Source organism: Lysinibacillus sp. 54212 (genome assembly GCF_036662795.1).
Classification (GTDB): Bacteria; Bacillota; Bacilli; order Bacillales_A; family Planococcaceae; genus Lysinibacillus_B.
Map to the genome: position 1 here is coordinate 1 of NZ_JBAFWZ010000034.1, position 18,578 is coordinate 18,578.

The 18,578-nt window shown below is 35.7% G+C and carries 18 protein-coding genes; 14 read left to right on the forward strand and 4 right to left on the reverse strand.

Features of this window, described 5'->3' with window-relative positions:
• Positions 1-196 precede the first annotated feature (196 nt).
• Both V4T18_RS16425 and gdhA read right to left on the reverse strand, forming a co-directional pair.
• Positions 197-883, reverse strand: a complete 687-nt coding sequence (locus tag V4T18_RS16425) for a phosphoribosylaminoimidazolesuccinocarboxamide synthase (RefSeq protein ID WP_332651262.1) — start codon at positions 881-883, stop codon at positions 197-199.
• Between the two features lie 206 nt (positions 884-1,089).
• Positions 1,090-2,463 (reverse strand): NADP-specific glutamate dehydrogenase, encoded by a 1,374-nt coding sequence (gdhA, locus tag V4T18_RS16430; RefSeq protein WP_332651263.1) that lies wholly within the window; start codon positions 2,461-2,463, stop codon positions 1,090-1,092.
• Positions 2,464-2,637: 174 nt separating this feature from the next.
• On the opposite strand from gdhA, the gene V4T18_RS16435 reads away from it, so the two are divergent.
• From V4T18_RS16435 to V4T18_RS16470, 8 genes are all read left to right on the forward strand, one after another.
• Positions 2,638-3,108 carry a YaiI/YqxD family protein gene (locus V4T18_RS16435; protein WP_332651304.1) on the forward strand — a complete coding sequence of 157 codons (471 nt, stop codon included), beginning with the start codon at positions 2,638-2,640 and terminating at the stop codon, positions 3,106-3,108.
• Positions 3,098-4,423 (forward strand): D-serine ammonia-lyase, encoded by a 1,326-nt coding sequence (locus V4T18_RS16440; protein WP_332651264.1) that lies wholly within the window; start codon positions 3,098-3,100, stop codon positions 4,421-4,423. Before V4T18_RS16435 ends, V4T18_RS16440 begins: the two co-directional genes overlap by 11 nt.
• 13 nt (positions 4,424-4,436) lie before the next feature.
• Positions 4,437-4,790: a DUF4181 domain-containing protein gene (locus V4T18_RS16445; protein WP_332651265.1), complete on the forward strand. Its 354-nt coding sequence runs from the start codon at positions 4,437-4,439 to the stop codon at positions 4,788-4,790.
• Positions 4,791-5,026: 236 nt separating this feature from the next.
• The gene (locus V4T18_RS16450; RefSeq protein ID WP_332651266.1) at positions 5,027-5,917 is read left to right on the forward strand and encodes a polyprenyl synthetase family protein; all 891 of its coding nucleotides are present in this window, start codon (positions 5,027-5,029) and stop codon (positions 5,915-5,917) included.
• 120 nt (positions 5,918-6,037) lie between these two features.
• Entirely contained in the window at positions 6,038-6,217 is a 180-nt protein-coding gene (gene comX, locus V4T18_RS16455; protein WP_332651267.1) for a competence pheromone ComX, read from the forward strand.
• A gap of 16 nt (positions 6,218-6,233) precedes the next feature.
• On the forward strand, positions 6,234-8,399 hold the full coding sequence (locus V4T18_RS16460; RefSeq protein ID WP_332651268.1) for a sensor histidine kinase: 2,166 nt from the start codon (positions 6,234-6,236) through the stop codon (positions 8,397-8,399).
• Complete coding sequence (locus V4T18_RS16465) at positions 8,380-9,015, forward strand: response regulator transcription factor (protein ID WP_332651269.1); 636 nt, start codon at positions 8,380-8,382, stop codon at positions 9,013-9,015. The genes V4T18_RS16460 and V4T18_RS16465 overlap by 20 nt, the downstream gene beginning before the upstream one ends.
• 235 nt (positions 9,016-9,250) lie before the next feature.
• Positions 9,251-9,604 (forward strand): hypothetical protein, encoded by a 354-nt coding sequence (locus V4T18_RS16470; protein ID WP_332651270.1) that lies wholly within the window; start codon positions 9,251-9,253, stop codon positions 9,602-9,604.
• Positions 9,605-9,928: 324 nt separating this feature from the next.
• On the opposite strand, the gene V4T18_RS16475 is transcribed toward V4T18_RS16470, so the two are convergent.
• Positions 9,929-10,177, reverse strand: a complete 249-nt coding sequence (locus V4T18_RS16475; RefSeq protein WP_332651272.1) for a hypothetical protein — start codon at positions 10,175-10,177, stop codon at positions 9,929-9,931.
• 104 nt (positions 10,178-10,281) lie between these two features.
• Here V4T18_RS16475 and V4T18_RS16480 point away from each other — a divergent pair, with 104 nt between their 5' ends.
• Positions 10,282-11,127 carry a DUF2268 domain-containing protein gene (locus V4T18_RS16480; protein WP_332651274.1) on the forward strand — a complete coding sequence of 282 codons (846 nt, stop codon included), beginning with the start codon at positions 10,282-10,284 and terminating at the stop codon, positions 11,125-11,127.
• 255 nt (positions 11,128-11,382) lie between these two features.
• On the opposite strand, the gene V4T18_RS16485 is transcribed toward V4T18_RS16480, so the two are convergent.
• The gene (locus V4T18_RS16485; RefSeq protein WP_332651276.1) at positions 11,383-12,201 is read right to left on the reverse strand and encodes a squalene/phytoene synthase family protein; all 819 of its coding nucleotides are present in this window, start codon (positions 12,199-12,201) and stop codon (positions 11,383-11,385) included.
• A 255-nt stretch (positions 12,202-12,456) separates the two neighbouring features.
• On the opposite strand from V4T18_RS16485, the gene V4T18_RS16490 reads away from it, so the two are divergent.
• From V4T18_RS16490 to V4T18_RS16510, 5 genes are all read left to right on the forward strand, one after another.
• Positions 12,457-13,521, forward strand: coding sequence for a 3'-5' exonuclease (locus V4T18_RS16490; protein ID WP_332651277.1), 1,065 nt, complete (start codon positions 12,457-12,459; stop codon positions 13,519-13,521).
• A gap of 112 nt (positions 13,522-13,633) precedes the next feature.
• Positions 13,634-14,473, forward strand: coding sequence for a type II pantothenate kinase (gene coaW, locus V4T18_RS16495; RefSeq protein ID WP_332651279.1), 840 nt, complete (start codon positions 13,634-13,636; stop codon positions 14,471-14,473).
• 118 nt (positions 14,474-14,591) lie between these two features.
• A complete protein-coding gene (locus V4T18_RS16500) occupies positions 14,592-14,990 on the forward strand; it encodes a MarR family winged helix-turn-helix transcriptional regulator (RefSeq protein WP_332651281.1) in 399 nt (132 codons plus the stop codon).
• 5 nt (positions 14,991-14,995) lie between these two features.
• A complete protein-coding gene (locus V4T18_RS16505; RefSeq protein ID WP_332651306.1) occupies positions 14,996-16,180 on the forward strand; it encodes an MFS transporter in 1,185 nt (394 codons plus the stop codon).
• A gap of 141 nt (positions 16,181-16,321) precedes the next feature.
• Entirely contained in the window at positions 16,322-18,529 is a 2,208-nt protein-coding gene (locus tag V4T18_RS16510; RefSeq protein ID WP_332651282.1) for an MMPL family transporter, read from the forward strand.
• Positions 18,530-18,578 lie beyond the last annotated feature (49 nt).

The window sequence follows — 18,578 nt, forward strand, 5'->3', positions numbered from 1 at the left end:
TGTGCGACGAAAGCGTAGCGTCAGGAGCAATGTTTTGTGCGACGAAAGCATAGCGGCAGGAGCAATGTTTTGTGCCCTCGAAAGCGTCCTCGGAACGAAAATAGATTTTCTTCATACTAAAAAAACATCATTTCTCTTGATGAGAAAAATGATGTTTTCGAGATTTGTCACAGCCTCTTCTAATAAATAAAGATTGTTAGTCGGCTAGCATAATTTTTTCAAGCTCTAACGGTTCAATATAAGTGTCACCTTTATAGGCACGCATGTTACCACCAGAAATTTCATCGATCAATAAAATTTCATTCGTTTTTGCATCGCGACCAAATTCTAATTTAATATCATATAGTGTTAAGCCTTTTTTCGCTAACTCGGCTCCAACAAATTTTGAAATTTCTACTGTACGCTCTTTTAAGATGGCATATTCTTCTAAAGTAAGAATACCAAGCATATCAAGTGCATCCGCAGAAATTGGAGGGTCTAAACGGTCGTCATCTTTAATTGTCACTTCAACAAAAGAATCTAAATCTTGACCTTCTTTTACGTAAGCACCGTAACGGCGAAGGAAGCTCCCGACAGCTTTAAAACGACATATCACTTCTAGACCATTCCCGAAAACAGTGGCTGGTTTTACAGTCATTGCAGCATCGTCAAAATTTGCATCTACGAAATGAGTAGGGACACCTTGCTCGTTTAATTTTGAATAAAAGAAAGATGTTAAACGTAAACAGGCTAATCCAGCACCATCGATCGTTAAGCCAACTGTGTTAGCTCCTGGATCAAATACACCGTTTTCTCCTGTCACATCATCTTTAAATTTTAATAAATAATGACCATTTTCTAATTTAAATACGTTTTTCGTTTTACCAGTATAAATTAATTCCACAAAAAAACCTCCGTTTCAACTTACAAAAATAATTATAACACGAATGATTTTGAATTATAAAGATAAAAATGTTCGTTTTTAATCGAAAGAGCATCCTATCAGCTGTTGTTAATGACGGTAAAAAGATGATGACTCAATGCCATCATCTTTTTCTAAGTACGAATTATGTTAGTCTAGATATTACGAGTTAAATATAATACTTTATATTAATAAACACCTTCAGCTACCATACCGTTTGCAACTTTTACGAAGCCAGCAATGTTAGAGCCGACTACTAAGTTTCCAGGTGTACCGTATTTTTCAGCTGCTTCCTTACTCTCAGTATAAATATCCTTCATAATATCTTGTAATTTTTCGTCTACTTTATTAAATGACCAGTAGTTACGGCCAGAATTTTGAGCCATTTCTAGTGCTGAAACAGCTACACCACCAGCGTTTGCAGCTTTACCAGGACCAAAGTAAATATCATTTGCTAAATATTCATTTATTGCCTCTAAATCGGATGGCATATTTGCACCTTCCGCTACGAATTTCGTCCCATTAGCAATTAAAGTACGCGCAGCATCGCCATTTATTTCATTTTGTGTTGCACAAGGAAGGGCAATGTCGCATGGGATATTCCAAATGCCTGTGCATCCTTCATGGTATTCTGCATTTGGGCGATAGTTTAAATAAGTTTTAATACGATCGCCTTTTAATTCTTTAATTTCTTTTACTACAGCAAGGTCGATGCCTTCTGAATCATAAATATAACCAGCCGAATCTGAACAAGCTACTACTTTAGCGCCGTATGCCTGTGCCTTTTCAATTGCGTAAATAGCTACGTTACCAGAACCAGAAACTACAACTGTTTTATTAAGGAATGATTCGTTCTTTTCTCGTAACATTTCAGCAACGAAGTAGATTAAACCATAGCCAGTAGCTTCTTTACGTCCTAATGAGCCGCCGTAACCAGGTTTTTTACCAGTTAAAACGCCAGCTTCATATGAACCACGAATTCGCTTATATTGTCCCCATAAGAAGCCAACTTCACGAGCGCCTACACCAATATCACCAGCTGGAACGTCGACATCAGGACCAATATGACGGTATAATTCAGTCATAAATGCTTGGCAAAAGCGCATAATTTCAGCATCTGATTTCCCTTTTGGATTAAAATCTGATCCACCTTTACCGCCTCCGATTGGTTGGCCAGTAAGAGCATTTTTAAAAATTTGTTCGAATGCAAGGAATTTCATAATTGATTCATTTACAGTTGGGTGGTAGCGTAATCCACCTTTATAAGGTCCAATTACATTATTGAATTGAACGCGGTAGCCACGGTTTACTTGTACTTGATTATTATCATCTTGCCATGCGACGCGGAATGATACGATACGATCAGGTTCAACAATACGCGCTAAAATATTGTGCTCAATATATTCTGGATGCTGAGCAAAAACAGGTGCTAAAGAAAATAAGATTTCTTCAGCTGCTTGTAAAAACTCTGGCTGATGACTGTTTTTCTGTTTTAATTGTGAGAATACCTCATCGATATATTCTTTAGCACGAGATTCATTAGTAACTAATACTGTCGTCATTGTGTTAACCCCCAAAAAGTTGATAGCAGTATCGTATTATGATTTTTCTAACAATTCAATATAATTTTAACGTAACATTACCCTGTAAACTGTATATGAGGTGAAATAAACCACGATAAAAAGTATATTGGAATAATAATTTTTGGTTATATATTGAAGGAGTGTTTTTAAGTGATTAGGCTATTAATTGATGCAGATGCTTGTCCCGTTGTTGATTTGGCGCTGTTTATATCATCTCAATATGAGATTAAACCCATCTTATTTTGCGATACATCTCATCGGATAGAACGTGAAAATGTAATAACAATTATTGTACCGAAAGGACCCGATTCAGTTGATTTTAAGCTAGTTAATGCGCTTACAAAACATGACCTTGTGATCACTAGTGATTTTGGACTAGCGGCGATGTGCTTAGCAAAAGGGGCATTTGTAATAGATTCTAATGGTAGAGAGATGACATCAGACAACATCGATCAACTTCTAGCATTTCGGTATGAAAGTGCAAAAATTAGACGTGCCGGTGGTCGTGTAAGGGGACCAAAAAAACGCACAGAAAAAAATAATATTTCGTTCGAAAGGAATTTTCGACAAATTTGTGAACGAGCTATTTTAGCAAAGAAAGAAGGAGCAAAAGATGAACAATAACTGTCAAATCAAGAAATTATATTCGGAATTTCCACTGTTATTAGACTTGGAAAGTCAAAAATATGTATTTTGGATAAATAGAAAGCTTCAACAACAGAAAGTAACTTCTAAACAAGTTTCAATGAAAGATGTTGAAGAAGCGGCAGCACGCTTAGCACGCTTTTCTTCATATTTAAAAGTAGCTTTTCCAGAGACAGCAATTTCAAACGGAATAATTGAGTCAAACATTAAAGAGATCTCGAATATGAAAAAACTAATTGAAGGAAGAAGGGCGATAAGAATTCCAGGAAGGCTATTGCTGAAATGTGACCACGCTCTTCCAATTTCAGGATCAATTAAAGCGAGAGGTGGAATCTATGAAGTTTTAAAGCATGCGGAAACATTAGCGATTCAACATGGAATGTTATCAATGAGGGATGATTACTCGATATTAAATGAGAAGAGATTTAAAGAGTTATTCAGCCAATATAAAATTACTGTAGGATCCACAGGTAATTTAGGTTTAAGTATAGGTATTATTAGTGCAAAGCTTGGCTTTCAGGTGACTGTGCATATGTCAGCTGATGCGAAACAATGGAAGAAGGATTTACTTCGCTCTCAAGGTGTTGAAGTCATTGAGTATGAAGAGGATTATAGTGTGGCAGTAGCAAATGGTCGGAAAGAGGCGGAGGGAGATTCAACTTGTCATTTTATAGATGATGAAAATTCGAAAGATTTGTTTGTTGGCTATGCTGTCGCTGCTTTACGACTACAAGAGCAATTAACAACCAATAAAATTAAAGTGGATGCCAAACACCCGTTATTTGTCTATTTACCGTGTGGAGTTGGAGGGGGACCAGGTGGCGTAGCCTTCGGATTAAAGCAAATCTTCGGTCCGAACGTCCATATTTTCTTTGGAGAACCAATGCAATCCCCGTGTATGCTACTCGGAATGATGACAGGATTACATGATGAGATTGCCGTCTCTGATATCGGTCTAACGAATGAAACAGAAGCAGACGGATTAGCTGTTGGACGTCCTTCAAAGTTTGTAGGTACATTAATGGAACCAATGCTTAGTGGTTGTTATACTGTAGATGATAGCTTTTTATTTAGAAGTCTAAAGGCCATGTATGAGCAAGAAAATATTTTTATGGAGCCTTCTGCACATGCCGGAGTATTTGGTCCGATTCAATTATTATGTGAAGGACAGCAGTATATTGAGGAACAAGGGCTACAGCCATATTTACAAAATGCCGTTCATCTTGTGTGGTCAACAGGTGGAAATATGGTGCCTGAGCATTTACGACAGCAATATTTGCAAACAGAGGTCTAAAGGAGATTTAAGGGTGTTAATAACAATTATTATTGGGGCATTTATTGCAGCAGGTGTACTTGATTTAATGATTCGAAAGAAGTTTAATATCGAGCGAAATCAAAAATTTATGGATCAATTTATTAATCGAAAGCATATGTTATTTGAAATCGCAGCCTATTTCGTATTTTTAATGGTGATATCTTCAGGTGTCTATGCCGGGAAGCAGCAGTACATTTTACTATTTTTATTTTTTGCAGTGATCTACGTTATTCGTACATTTCTCGAATATGTATTCTTAAAGGAAAAGAAGCGCTATATTATTACAATAACCTACGTCTTTATTTGCTTAATTTGTAGTGCAGGGATACTACTATTCTACAAATAATAACATTAAAGAAAAATAAACAGTGATGTTTTGAAGCAAGCAGGAGCGGAAATGCTTTTTGCTTGTTTTTTTGAATGTAAACAAATAGCTTAGAGACGAAAATAATCCCAATATTCTAAATTAGGACACTTTTTGTAAATTAATATCCAAAACTTAGAAAAAAATATTTAAAAATGAACCATAATTTGTAATAATGATATAAAGTACTGCAATAACATTGATTGGAGAGATACAGCTTGAATAATATTCATGAGCAACTCTTATCTTATGTTGGAAAGGATACTCGAATAAATTCAAATTTAAAAGAATTGATGATAGATTTCATTCATGAGAAAAAATCTTATACGTTTCCCTTCTATCAAAACTGTATCGAGATGTATAGAGCATTTTCATCTGAGAAAAACAGTAAGATTCATCTTATTGGATTGGCAATTGAATACCTCATCCTGGCACTGGATATAGTAGATGATATTCAGGATAGGGATTCAAATTATAAATGGAGTGAGGACCCCGCACAGGCTTTGAATGGTGTACTAGGTATATTGTTAACAAGTACATATATTTTGCGCAGCTGCGATCTAAAGTATAGTGAGATGGCATGCAACATATTTGAGTGCCTTGTTTTTCGTAGTATTGAAGGGCAGATACAGGATTTAAAAAGTGAGTTTATTGAGACTAGCGAATATATTGAAATGGTTCGGTTAAAATCTGGATCCCTTAGTGCCCTAAGTTTTATAGTTGGTTATGTTTTAGCAACGGGGAAAATAAATTCGGAAATAATACGATTGGGAGAAATTATTGGAATAACTGAACAAATTAGTAATGATATCGAAGGCTTTACGAGTATATCTAGTAAAAATGATTTATACAATAAAAAAGTTTCCTTACCCATATTGTACATGGTAAGTAAGGAAAATGAATTAAGTGAGTATATATTAAGTTATTATAGAAATGATAATTCATCCTCTGATGACATAGATCGATTAAAGATGATAGCTAAAGAACTTGAACCAGTGAGATTTAGTATTGCTCAAAGAATTCTTTATCGTAATAGAGGTAGGGAGTTAGTTAATGGGTTTAAATTTCCTAATAATCTTCAACAATATTTATTAGGGATTTTAAAATAAGGCTATGGTTATGGAATATGTTAATTTTTCAGGAAATTGATTAATAATTATCAGCCGATGACTAAAATTGACAATTACGTAGCAGAGCCTATACAAATATCTAAGAAAGGAGGGGGAGTAATGAATAAGATAATTGAGTATTTAGAGTTAAATCCAACTGTTGTTAACCTTTTACAACATGGGAAAGTATCTCTAGTAGGGATTTCAGCAGAAGAGTCTACAGCTATTACAGAGATGTATGGCATGAAGGAAAATGCGGATACATCTACAAGGGGTAATGGATATTGGAGAGATGTTTAGAAAGAACATGAATTATTTGAACATAATAAAGTGGACATTTGGTATACACCTATTCTTAGGTGTATACCTATTATTTATAGCATCTTCCTCCCTGCTAGTAGGGATTCATTTAAGCAAACAGGGAGATAAATGGTTAATTGATTCATTTGAATTTCCAACATGGGCTGAGCATGTTGGGTTACATATCGGGGATGAGGTCCTTGAAATTAACGGAAAAGAACTATCAGAGAACGACGAATTATTAAAAAATAATAAAATTGTTACTGCGAAAACAATTTTAGTTCGGCAAAACGATACAAATAAGCAAATTAATGCTAAAGATTCTTATTTATCTAGGCAATTTATTTTACATGAAATTGTACCTTTGTGCTACTTCGTACTGACTATGTTCATTGTTTTTGTTATGTATAAAAATCATGCCATTAACGAAGGGAATTGGTTATTAGTTTTATTTTTAATGGCTGTATCAATGGCATACGTTAGTGGTAGTGCCTCTAGTAAATATGATTTAATTGGGCTGACTGTTAATAGCACCACCATTGTACTCAGCTTTGTTTTTTTAGTTCAGTTTTTGAATACGTATTTAAAAATAAAGTTAACGATTTTTATTACTAAGACTTTATATTCCATGGCGTTTCTAGTGGTTATTTCCAATATCCACTACTATTTTTACGAAGTGTTTTATGAGATTTCCTCGATTATTATATTAATAAGTGTAGTTGTATTATTAGTCGTTATTTTCATTCAGCTATTTATCGGCATTAAAATTCGGAAAGATACGAAAGCTAAATATATTATTTATGCCATTCTAATACCTTTTATGCCGTTTGTTTTATTTTATTTGGTACCGGTGCTTCTCTTTGACACTCAATTAATGGATGCAGATATTGCGCTCTTATTTATATTAATCACACCTTTTACCTTTTTAATCTTAACTAAGGCACTTTTTGACATACAGTATTATATTAATAAGCTGCAATATTATAGTGTGTTATCCTTTGCTGCAGCACTCTGTCAATCGATTATTGCTATGCTTGTCTTTGGCTTTTCATGGCAGCTTTTTGGCGTATTACTAATACTATTTTTTGTATTTTTGATGGTAGGGATGTTTTTCAAGGAATATACTGATTTTCATACACGTAGAGTTTTATTCACTACAAAAGGGCATACCATTCAAAATTTATACACATCTGTATTTAAAATGAGTCAGGCGCTTAGTAAGGAGCAGTTACTTCATATCGTAAAGCAGGAAATCGAAACAACACTAGGAATTAATCATATTTCGTTAGTCATTGATGAGGATCATTATATGGAAAATCATCCTATTGCTAAAATGATAAAGAATGATACTAGTTATTCTATGTATATTTATAATGTACCCAATCTCAATATCACGTTACATATTCATTCTCCAATCGGTCGTGATAAGGTGTTATGGTTAGAGTTAATGGGTGTGTATGTTAATATGTTTATTTATAGTCTGGAAAAGATCGGGGATTTATTAGCCCAAATTGAATCTTTGCGATCAAATGAACAGTATGAGAGTCATTGGCTTGATATGGTTGTGTGGCAAAATGTAGAAAAAGAAAAAAGGATACTAGCGCAAGAATTACATGATACAATTTTGCAGGATCAAATACAAGTGGCTCGACAACTAGAAAGTCTGATGAGTAATAATGTGCTATCGATACAAGGTATTGAACTTATTAGGGAACAAATTCTCGATATTAATTATGAGCTACGAAGCTATTGTGAGAATTTAAGTCCTCCATTATTAGATACATTAGGTTTAAATGAAGCGTTAGATACATTTTTTAAAAAGGTAAAAATGCAGGCGAACTTCTTACTAAAGGCTGAAATAGAATCGATGAAATTAAAGCCAGGCGATGCACCATTAATGATTTATCGAATTGTTCAAGAGCTTTGTCATAATGCATTAAAGCATTCAGAAGCGAACTATGTAAGTATCTATGTTGGGCAAAAGGATAATCTATGTACGATTCGTTATGAAGATGATGGTATAGGGCTCGATTTAGACCATGTAATGCAATCTTCAAATTCGATGGGCTTAAGGGGTATTAGGGAACGAGTGAAAGCAATGCAAGGGGATTTGAAAGTAGAAACATCAAATCAAAATGGATTGAAAGTAGTGATTACTCTTTATGAATACACAAAAGACTAGCATTCTAATTGTTGATGATCACGAAGTAGTATTAGAGGGAAGCAAGAAGTTACTTGATTCTGAAGTCGATTTTATCGTTGAAATGGAGAAGAATTCAGGAAATGTAATGTCTAGACTTAATGATAGTACATACGATGTTTTTTTGCTTGATGTAAATATGAACCCTATTAATGGAATAGCGTTATCAGAAAGTATAAAAAAACAGCTTCCAAACTCGATCATTATCCTTTACACAGGGTATAATTTAACAGATTATTATAAATTACTACTTGAAAATAAAATAGATGGTATATTGTCAAAAACTGCAACACGTGAGCAGGTTATTCAAACAATTAGGGCTGCATTAAGAAAGGAAATTTTGGTGTCTGCGGATTTTCTGCATTATGTTAATAGTCAGCATCAAAGGGAAAAGGTGAAGGCGATCTTTAGTATTAGTGATAAAGAGCGGAAAGTGTTAGAGTATGTTGCTAAAGGCTATACAAATAAAGCGATGGCCTTTGAATTACAAGTGACACAACGAACAATCGAGAATTATTTATCTAAAGTTTTTTCAAAATTTGGAGTAGATTCAAGAGCTGAAGCAGTAATGAAAGCAAAAGAATTAAATATAATTTAATAAGAGTACATGTAAATTGTAGAGATTAAAATGGAGCGTTTCTAAGGGGAATCTTAGAGCGCTCTATTTTTAGTTATTAACGAGTGCTGCTTTTTGTTCATATTTTTACAACATAAACTAGTGATACCGAAAAAAATTTTTCGGTATATTCGAAAAATATTTTCGGAAACCCATTATACAAATTTCGACATTATCAATTTATAGTAATATTATAGGGTGAGAGAGAGGGAGAACAATGGAAAAAGGTGTAATAGCTGAAATATGTCACATTGATATTCATCATTTGATACCTATTATTGGAAAACACGTTCAAATTAACAAGTCATCAGATGGGGCCATATTAGAAATTGATTATCATGAAATAACGGCAGCTCCTGGTGATTTTGAATATGTAGATTTAAATCAAACTGCTTATGAGGTTTGCATGCAAATGAATGGTATTTATACAGTTGATGAGATTTTAAAAATGCAATGTAACCGATATGGAGAATCGGTAAAGGATCATGAGGATTGGTATTATGAAATGATTGAATCCTTTATCTTGAAGGGAATCATATTTTTGACTAAAAAACGTCGTTATTATTGTTAATTAATTTAGCTAATTTCATATATAGTTTTTCTAAGAAGATTCACGAACGTTTAAGTGGAGCGGAAGGCGGCGACTCCGCTCGGTGCTTACCCGTGGAAAAACCTGCCTAGAGGTAAGAGAGCGTTTGCCTATAGCACAAAGATGCGAGTAATCGTAATTTTGTTCTTTGTGATATTCGTATTTGCTGAAAGGAATATGAAATAAGAAAATGCCTCAATTGAGTATATTTTAATGTTAGTAAAATTATCAGAAGGAAGAGGCGAAACCTGTTCAAGGTAAAAGAGGCCGATTCTTGTGATGGAATCGGCATAAATAATAATTAATTTACCATAAGAAAGCTGTAGTTAGCACAATGCCTGTGATAGCTCCTAAAGCGATTCCGTAGCCAAATCCTGATCCAAAGCCCCAAAAACCAATCCCTAGACCTCCGAAACCTTCGTCTGGTTGAATCCAAACCATTCTTCGATTAACTCTAGAAATTGTTCCTACATGTACATTCCCTCTGTTGTCCGTAATACGTACTCTTTTACCGTTATATTTACAGCATAAATCATAAACATTATTTTGCCCCATATACAAACCTCCTTTTCCGTGGACTATTCACTATAATATGAAGATTCTTTTACTAGACACGTGCTAATTGTCTATAACATATAATGTGAAAAAGGATGAGAAGATTGACAGTTATTCGTACTGAAAAATTGCTGCTCGATATTAGTGAATTATGTAAATTCCAATCAGCAGTAAAAATAGCGGCTATCCACCGTGAAATATTATGTAAGCCGTTAAAAAGCTTATTTCCTCACGCATCACTCGAGGCTATTCACTATGAGCTAATAAGGAATGGATTAATAACTCCTAATGAATGTGAGGATTTAAATAGTAGGGTGAAGGAGCTTGAAGAAAAAAATGTTTGGGAGATTGTACAGCGAGAATATGAACGACTTAAAGTTTTATGGAAGGGACCTGAAATATCTATTTATATTTACCCGTTAACGAAAAATAGATTGAAAATAGATAATATTGTCCCGATTAAAAATGGTATCGCTTATCGCAATGCTCTGTTTCTTTTTGTTTCTACAGAGTTGGATGTTATGGAGTTGAAGGCTTTAGTTGCTCATGAATATCATCATATTTGTAGACTGCATATTTTTAACTTATCGTTAGAAAAAGTAACGCTGCAGGATACGCTTGTTTTAGAGGGAATGGCAGAATATGCAGTTGAAGAAATGTATGGGGATCAATTCCTTTCGCCTTGGACAAAGCGATATTCTTTAGCAGAGTCTTTAATCATGTGGGAAGAAAAATTTGTAGGGGCAAGATTTGTTACGGGAATTAACAATCATCGGATTTTCTTATATGGGAATGAGGGGGAGGGGTTCCCAAACTGGATTGGTTATTGTATCGGATATCATATTGTCCATTCATTTCAACAAAATTACGGAAAGCTTGACACCTTGCAGTTATTGAATAGACAAACAGATGTCATATTAGCGCATTCTAATTTTTTGATAAAAGATTAGAAAGGTTGTGGTGAAGGGGCTGTCCCTTTATCGGACGCCCCCAGGAATTTAGGAACGATGGCTAAAACCGTCACATTCTGTAACTACGCCTTCGTGACCAAGGTCGTGTAGCTGACGCTTCGCTTTCGCTACACAAAACATCTGTTGTCCTCTGGCTCTGGCGGAAATCATCCTGAGATTAATGTTTCAGTTCTATAATTTTACAATAATAAGAAAGACCCTTTCAAAATGGAGTTTCGAAAGGGCTCTCAATAATCAATCTGCTTGAATTTCTTCGACTGTTTGTTCGACTTCCTCACGGGACATTTTCTCTCGGCCGTCTTTCATTGCCTTTAAGGTCTTATGAGCAAGTGCAAGTGGTAGACGACAGAATAATAATATACTGCGCTTTGAAATGCTCTTCATATATTCATCAGCTTTAGCTAAGTTTTCGTCAGCATATTCAAAGAGCTCCTTACGTGTCCAACCATCTGGAACAAAGCTTACACCACGCTCAGCTAAATCCTCCTGCTCATTCCGAAGGATGTTAACTGCCTGTAAACCTCGACCATAGCCAATCGCTAGGTCACGGTCCGTTTTTATACCAGCATGCCATTCCCAAAGGTCAGAAAGCATGACACCAACAAGACCAGCTACATAATATGTATAGTCATCTAAGTCTTCACGTGTGTGTACTTGCCAGTTCGCCTTCGCCCATTTTCCCATTCCCATCGCCATTTCGCTTGTTGAAGCAGCAACATGTGAACGCGCACCTTCAGGACAAAGCTTTATCCAATCACCTAGGCGCAGGGTTACTTCCGGCATCTTTTCCTTAATAGGTGTGAGTAACGCTAAATATGCTTCTTCATTAAATGGTTTTTTCAATAATTCACTTAGCTCAAGTAATATATCATGCTTTACGTTGTTATCAACTTCTTCATGATCTTCAATTTCGTCAATGGCACGCATTGCTAAATAAGCAGTAGCTACCGCCATTTTTAATTCTTTTTGTAAAAATGTAATAGGAATATAAAATGTACGGCTCGTTTCCTTTAGTACACGCATTGCATCCTTTTGCAGTGCTTTTTCATTCATAGAGCTATTCCTCCACCTTTCTTGCTTACTTACTATCGTATCGTAAAATTTATAAAAGATAAAACACAAAGTATCATTTTTTTCTTCCAATACCGTAGGCAGTTCGATTGAAATGATTATTCTTTTTCTGCTTTTAAACGACTTATTCCCTCTCACTTAGTAATATTGTCGTGTAAAATTTGATATTTTCATATAAAATAAAAGACACAATAGATAAAGGGAATTGTTCTTTTGAGAAAGTAGAAGGTGAAATGATTGGGTAGTAGACAAAAAACATACATATGTGTCGATATTGAAGCAGCTTTAATAAAAGGTCGGCAAAATATTATTGAGATTGGCGCAGTGAAATGGTCTCAGGATGGAGTAATGGAAACTTTTACGCAGCTCATAAAACCTTATAAATTTAAAAAGTTAAATCAGCATATTCAAAAGCTAACAGGAATTAAATCAGAGCAGCTTTTAGATGCGCCGTCCTTTAAGGAAGCTATATATAAATTTAAACGTTGGAGTAAAGGGGACCCCATCTTTTTAACTTTTGGTGATTTTGATCGAAAAGTACTTGAGGAGGAGCTTGCTAGAAATAAGATTCAGGATGATTTTATATTTCCAATGATAGACTTTCAGCAAAAATACATGATTGCAAATGGTTTAAAAGAGCAGCCAAGCTTAGGAAGTTTAATGGAGCAACTCGGTTTAGATATCCAAACACAGCATAGAGCACTAGCTGATGCAGATAGTTTGCGAAAAATATTCGTCGCTGTAAACGGTGGGGAAATGATTGAAGAGCAAAAAACGCATGATGTATTAATGTTACTTTCCAGCTTCAAACAGGAAGAAACTTATTTTAATTTATCCGTTACGTCTGCACATTGCAAAGTGTTAGAAACAGATATTAGGATTGAAGGAATTACGACACTTCAGGAGAAGCTGGCATTTTCAGTGAAGGAACAGGAACGATTGTCAAAGGACGGAGAGGTTGAAAAGGTCCAAGTAACAACAGTATCACCAAGTGAAGCCGTAAGAAAAATGTTAAATGACATTGAACAAAGTGCTAATAATAAAGTTATTTTGACAAGAACAGGTTTACGTTCACTATCCAAAATTCTTCGATTGCATAGCTGTAAACTACCTAAAACAGAGGTGATGTCGTTACAGCAAATAGTAAAGGATGAACAGGCGTTAGCGAAATTTCTTATTACGGATGAATCTGTTCATGCTTATGAAGCGAAAGTATGTCGCTTATTGCGTAAATATGAAGGTGCCATTATAGAAGAGTTTTCAAAGCGTTCTTTATTCCCGCAAAGTACTGTAGAAGTTTAGGGAAAATAACAAACTCATGTTGAAAAATATAAAAAATAGCAATGAAATGATTGCGCTATTAAAAAACTGAGAGTAAAGTTTAAAAAGGGAGAAAATAAAGGAGAGCGTTACAATGGCAAAGGTTATTGGAATCGATACTGGGGGTACGCTAACAAAGCTTGCGTATTTTAATAAAGCTGGAGAGCTAAAGCTAGAGTTATTTCCATCAAATGAAATGGAATTAGTGAAGGAGTGGCTGCAGCAGCATCCAGATGTAGATGAAATTGGTTTAACTGGTGGAAGAACCGAACAACTTCGTGATGTATTAAAAACGATGAAATCTATTCAATATATTGTAGAGTTCGAGGCAACTTTAAAGGGTGTTCGATATTTGCTTGAAAGGGAAGGGCATCAAATCGAAAGTAGTATTATTACAAATATCGGGACAGGTACTTCAATCCATTATATGGATGGGAACTCGCATTCTCGTGTTAGTGGCACAGGTATGGGTGGTGGTACGCTTGTCGGATTATCGACACTGTTAACTGGTGTTCGTGATTTTAATGAAATTAAGACACTTGCTGCAACAGGAAATCGTAGTGACATTGATCTACTAGTCCAAGATATTTATCTTGGTATGGACATGCCACTGGACGGGAAATTAACAGCTAGTAATTTCGGGAAAGTAGGCATTACAGAAGAGATTAATTATAATAAAAATGATGTGCTTGCAACGGTTCAAGGACTTGTTGGAGAAGTCATTACAACATTAAGTATACAAGTTGCCGAGGAACGTAAGGCGGACTATATTGTCTATATCGGCTCAACGTTAACAAGTAATGAACATTTAAAAAAGGTAATCTCCCATTATACAATTTTGAAAAAGCATACACCGATTTTCTTAAAAGACTGTGGTTTTTCCGGTGCAGTAGGTGCACTATTAAATATAATTGAATATAGTCATAGCCATTAATTTTAAAGCTAGTAAATCACTATTGGTTTACTAGTTTTTTTATTTACTTTTATATGTAGTAGGCGTAGACTAAAAAGTGAAATTGTTTAACTAGGTAAATAAAAAGAGGTGACAAAGGATGAATCCGTTATTTCATATGTTTTTTCAGCAGTATAGGTTTTTAGTAAACAGACTGAACGATACGTTAAAGGAGTTTGGACTCTATAATTCTCAATGGACAATTTTGTTTCTATTACATCAGGAAGGACCGATGAGCTTAACTTCCATTTGGAAATATTTAAATGTCGAAGCCCCAACAATTACAAGAACTGTTGCTCGGTTAGAAAAATTAGGACTAGTGGAACGGCAACAAGGAGATGATCGACGTGAAAAAATTGTCTCGTTAACTCCGGAGGCAATCGAGCTATTTCCGAAGGTTGAAAATTCGATAATGACGTTTGAGGAGAAGATGGTGAGTAACTTAACAGGTGAAGAACAGGAGCAGCTTGCCATGTTATTGAAGAAAATGAAAGGTTGAGCGTTTTGGAGAGAGCGAATAAAATTTTTACAAAGCGATTTTTCGCTTTATTTTTTACGAATATGTCTGTCTTTTTAGTGTTTTACGGCCTTGTTACAACATTGCCGTTATATGTTATAGGTGAATTGAAAGGCTCGGAGGATGATGCAGGATTGTTGGTGACGGCATTTTTATTATCCGCTATTCTAGTTCGTCCTTTTTGTGGGAAATTGCTGGATATTTACGGTAAAAAAAGAATGTTAACACTTAGTGTATCCTTTTATTTATTTTGCACAGTTCTCTATATTTTTGTTGAACCATTTCTGTTGCTTTTAGCCTTACGTTTTTTTCAAGGGATTTGGTTTAGTATTGCCACAACGGCAGCAGGCTCGTTAGCAGCGGATATCGTACCTGAAAAAAGAAAAGGAGCCGGACTAGGTTATTTTACAATGTCTACAAATTTAGCGGTAGTAATAGGCCCTTTTATCGGTTTATTAGTTATTCAATATGCAAGCTTTGATGTATTATTTCTTGTGCTTTCCACTATTGTATTAGTAGGGTGTGGTATTTCACTTACAATTAATACGAGGGATTTACAAGCGCCGATGAATGTAGAACGAGGCTTTAAATTTTCCGTTGATGATTTAATTGAGCGTAAAGCATTATCTTATTCGCTTTTGGCCTGTTTACTAGCCTTTTCGTATTCAAGCGTGCTAAGCTTTATCTCGATTTATGCAGAACACCAAAATTTATTAGCTGTAGCAAGCTATTTTTATGCTGTTTTTGCTGCGGCAATGCTAATTACGCGTCCGCTAACGGGAAAAATTTATGATCAAGTTGGACCGCAATTTGTAATTATTCCAGCATTTATTCTATTTTCAATAGGGCTATTTATGCTTGCATCTTTACATGGCGTAATAATGTTTATACTTTCTGCTATTTTTATAGGCATTGGGTACGGAACATTAACGACAAGCCTACAATCGCAAGCGGTGCAATCTACGACTCACCAGCGAAGCGGATATGCAACAGCAACTTATTTTACCTTTTTTGATATAGGTGTTGCACTTGGATCGTATGTGCTAGGCATCATAGCAATGGCTTTTAGCTATGAAGCCGTTTACTATTTGGCAGGGTGTTTACTATTGCTAGTCATGATTCTCTATCTATGGATTAGTCTGAATAAAACTAAAGCTAATAGGATGCTATAGCACCGGAAAAGAACTTGTAGAATAATTAATGTATTACCTCAAGTAGAAAATTTGTTCGATTTTCATGACTTAATATTAGAAGTAATTTATGAAAATGTTGTAATATAAGCTTGAATAAAAATTATGAAAGAAGGTTTGTATATGTCTAAGTCACCGCTAGAAAGATGGGGAAGTATTGTTGGAGGTAAGCGCTCAAGATGGGTGACAATTGCGATTTGGATCACACTAGTCGTAGTGCTGGGACTCCTATTCCCGCAAGTAAATAGTGTTGAAAATTTCGCAGGGGATGATTTACCCGACAATATGACGTCTCGTCAGGCTGCCGCATTAATAGAAGAACAATTCCCTTCTGATTCAGGGGTACCGTTACTTATTGTTTGGAATAAGGAAGAGGGGCTTGTGAAAGAGGATTTACAGCAAATACAAGGCTTGTATAAGAGGTTAGAAGTAGCACCTCTCACAGCACAAACCGTTCTCCCACCCCTACATCAATTGCCAGTAGAGGCATTACAAAGCATGGTTTCAGAAAATGGAAAATCGATTGTGACACCCGTCTTTTTTGATGAAAGTGCCAACGCTGATATTTCAAAAGAAAATTTAGCTACGTTAACGACGTTAACTGAAAAAGAATTGGGAATGAACCCTTATGAAAAAAGTCTGGATGAAAGTGGATTACAGGCGCGCTTTTCGGGACCAATTGGTATTTCTGTCGATGCAACAAATTTATTTAAGTCCGCTGACTTTAAGCTTATGACAGCAACAGTCATTCTAATATTAGTCCTACTGATTGCCATTTATCGCTCACCGATTCTATCGATTATCCCAATACTTGTTGTAAGTATTGCGTTTCTTGTCGTAAGCCCACTACTTGGATGGTTTGCCGAAAGTGGCTGGATCGATAAGGATGCACAGGCTATTTCGATCATGATCGTATTGCTGTTTGGTGCAGGGACGGATTATTGTTTATTTTTAATTACGAGGTACCGAGATATATTACTAGAGGAGCCTAACAAATTTTTAGCACTTAGTCAGGCTATAAAAGAATCTGCTGATGCGATTGCGATGAGTGCACTTACAGTTGTGATTGGACTTGCGACACTTGGTTTAGCGGATTATGGTTCATTTGAGCGCTTTGCCGTTCCATTTAGCTTTGGTGTTTTACTGACGGGTGTTGCTATATTAACGTTACTGCCAGCGATTTTGTCTGTACTTGGTCGCGGTGCTTTTTGGCCAATGATTCCACGAACAGAGGAAATGGCGAAAGAGCATGCTGAAAAGAAAAATAAACCATATAAGGAACCGAAGTCAAATCATCGCTTTATGAAAAAGGTTGGCGATTTTGCTTCTAATAAGCCTTGGCTAGTTATAGTTGTCACAGGGGCTCTGCTAGTAGGTTTAGCACTCGTATCCTCGCAAATTAAGTATAGCTATGATTTACTATCCTCTTTCCCGGAGGATATGCCTTCACGTGAAGGATTTGCACTAATTGAAGAGAATTTCACACCAGGTGAGCTAGCTCCAGTAAAAGTATTGGTAGATACGAGTGGAGAGACAATTGATATTTCAGCCCAATTACAGGAGCTTCCTTACGTATCGGTAGTAGATGAAGCACAAACAGGTCAAAATAACCCCGACATCCAATTATACGAGGTTGATTTGAATAAAAATCCATACTCCAATGAAGCGATGGATGATGTTGATGATATGAAAAAGAGGGTACCAGAAATTTTAGAAGAAGCGGGAATAGAAAATGCTTCTGAAAGCTATTGGGTAGGGGGAGAGACGAGTGTTCAGCTCGATACAAAGGACGTACAATCTAGTGACGAAAAACTAATTCAGCCAATTATTATTATCATCCTGTTCGTAGTTCTTGTCTTATACTTACGAGCAATTATCACATCTATACATCTGATGGTGACAGTTATTGTGTCATTTTTCGCAGCACTTGGAGCTGGATGGCTCATTTTAACAAATTTCTTTGGAGCAGATGCAATTGCAAGTACGATTCCGCTCTATTCGTTTGTCTTTATTATTGCGCTTGGCAATGACTATAATATTTTTATGATTTCAGATATTTGGAAAAACCGTAAAAAGGGGATAGAGCACCGTGAAGCAGTTGCTCGAGGAGTTGCTTCTACGGGCTCGGTAATTACTTCTGCAGGTCTAATACTAGCAGGAACGTTCGCTGTCCTAGCCTCTTTACCAATTCAAGTGTTAGTACAATTTGGTGTTGTTACAGCAATTGGAATCTTGCTTGATACCTTTATTGTAAGACCTCTTTTAGTTCCTGCACTAATATCAGTATTTGGTCGTTATTCTTATTGGCCAGGTAAACTGTGGAAAAATTAAATAATAGCTGTCTTGTTATTCGTTACAGGGCAGTTTTCGTTATTTATTT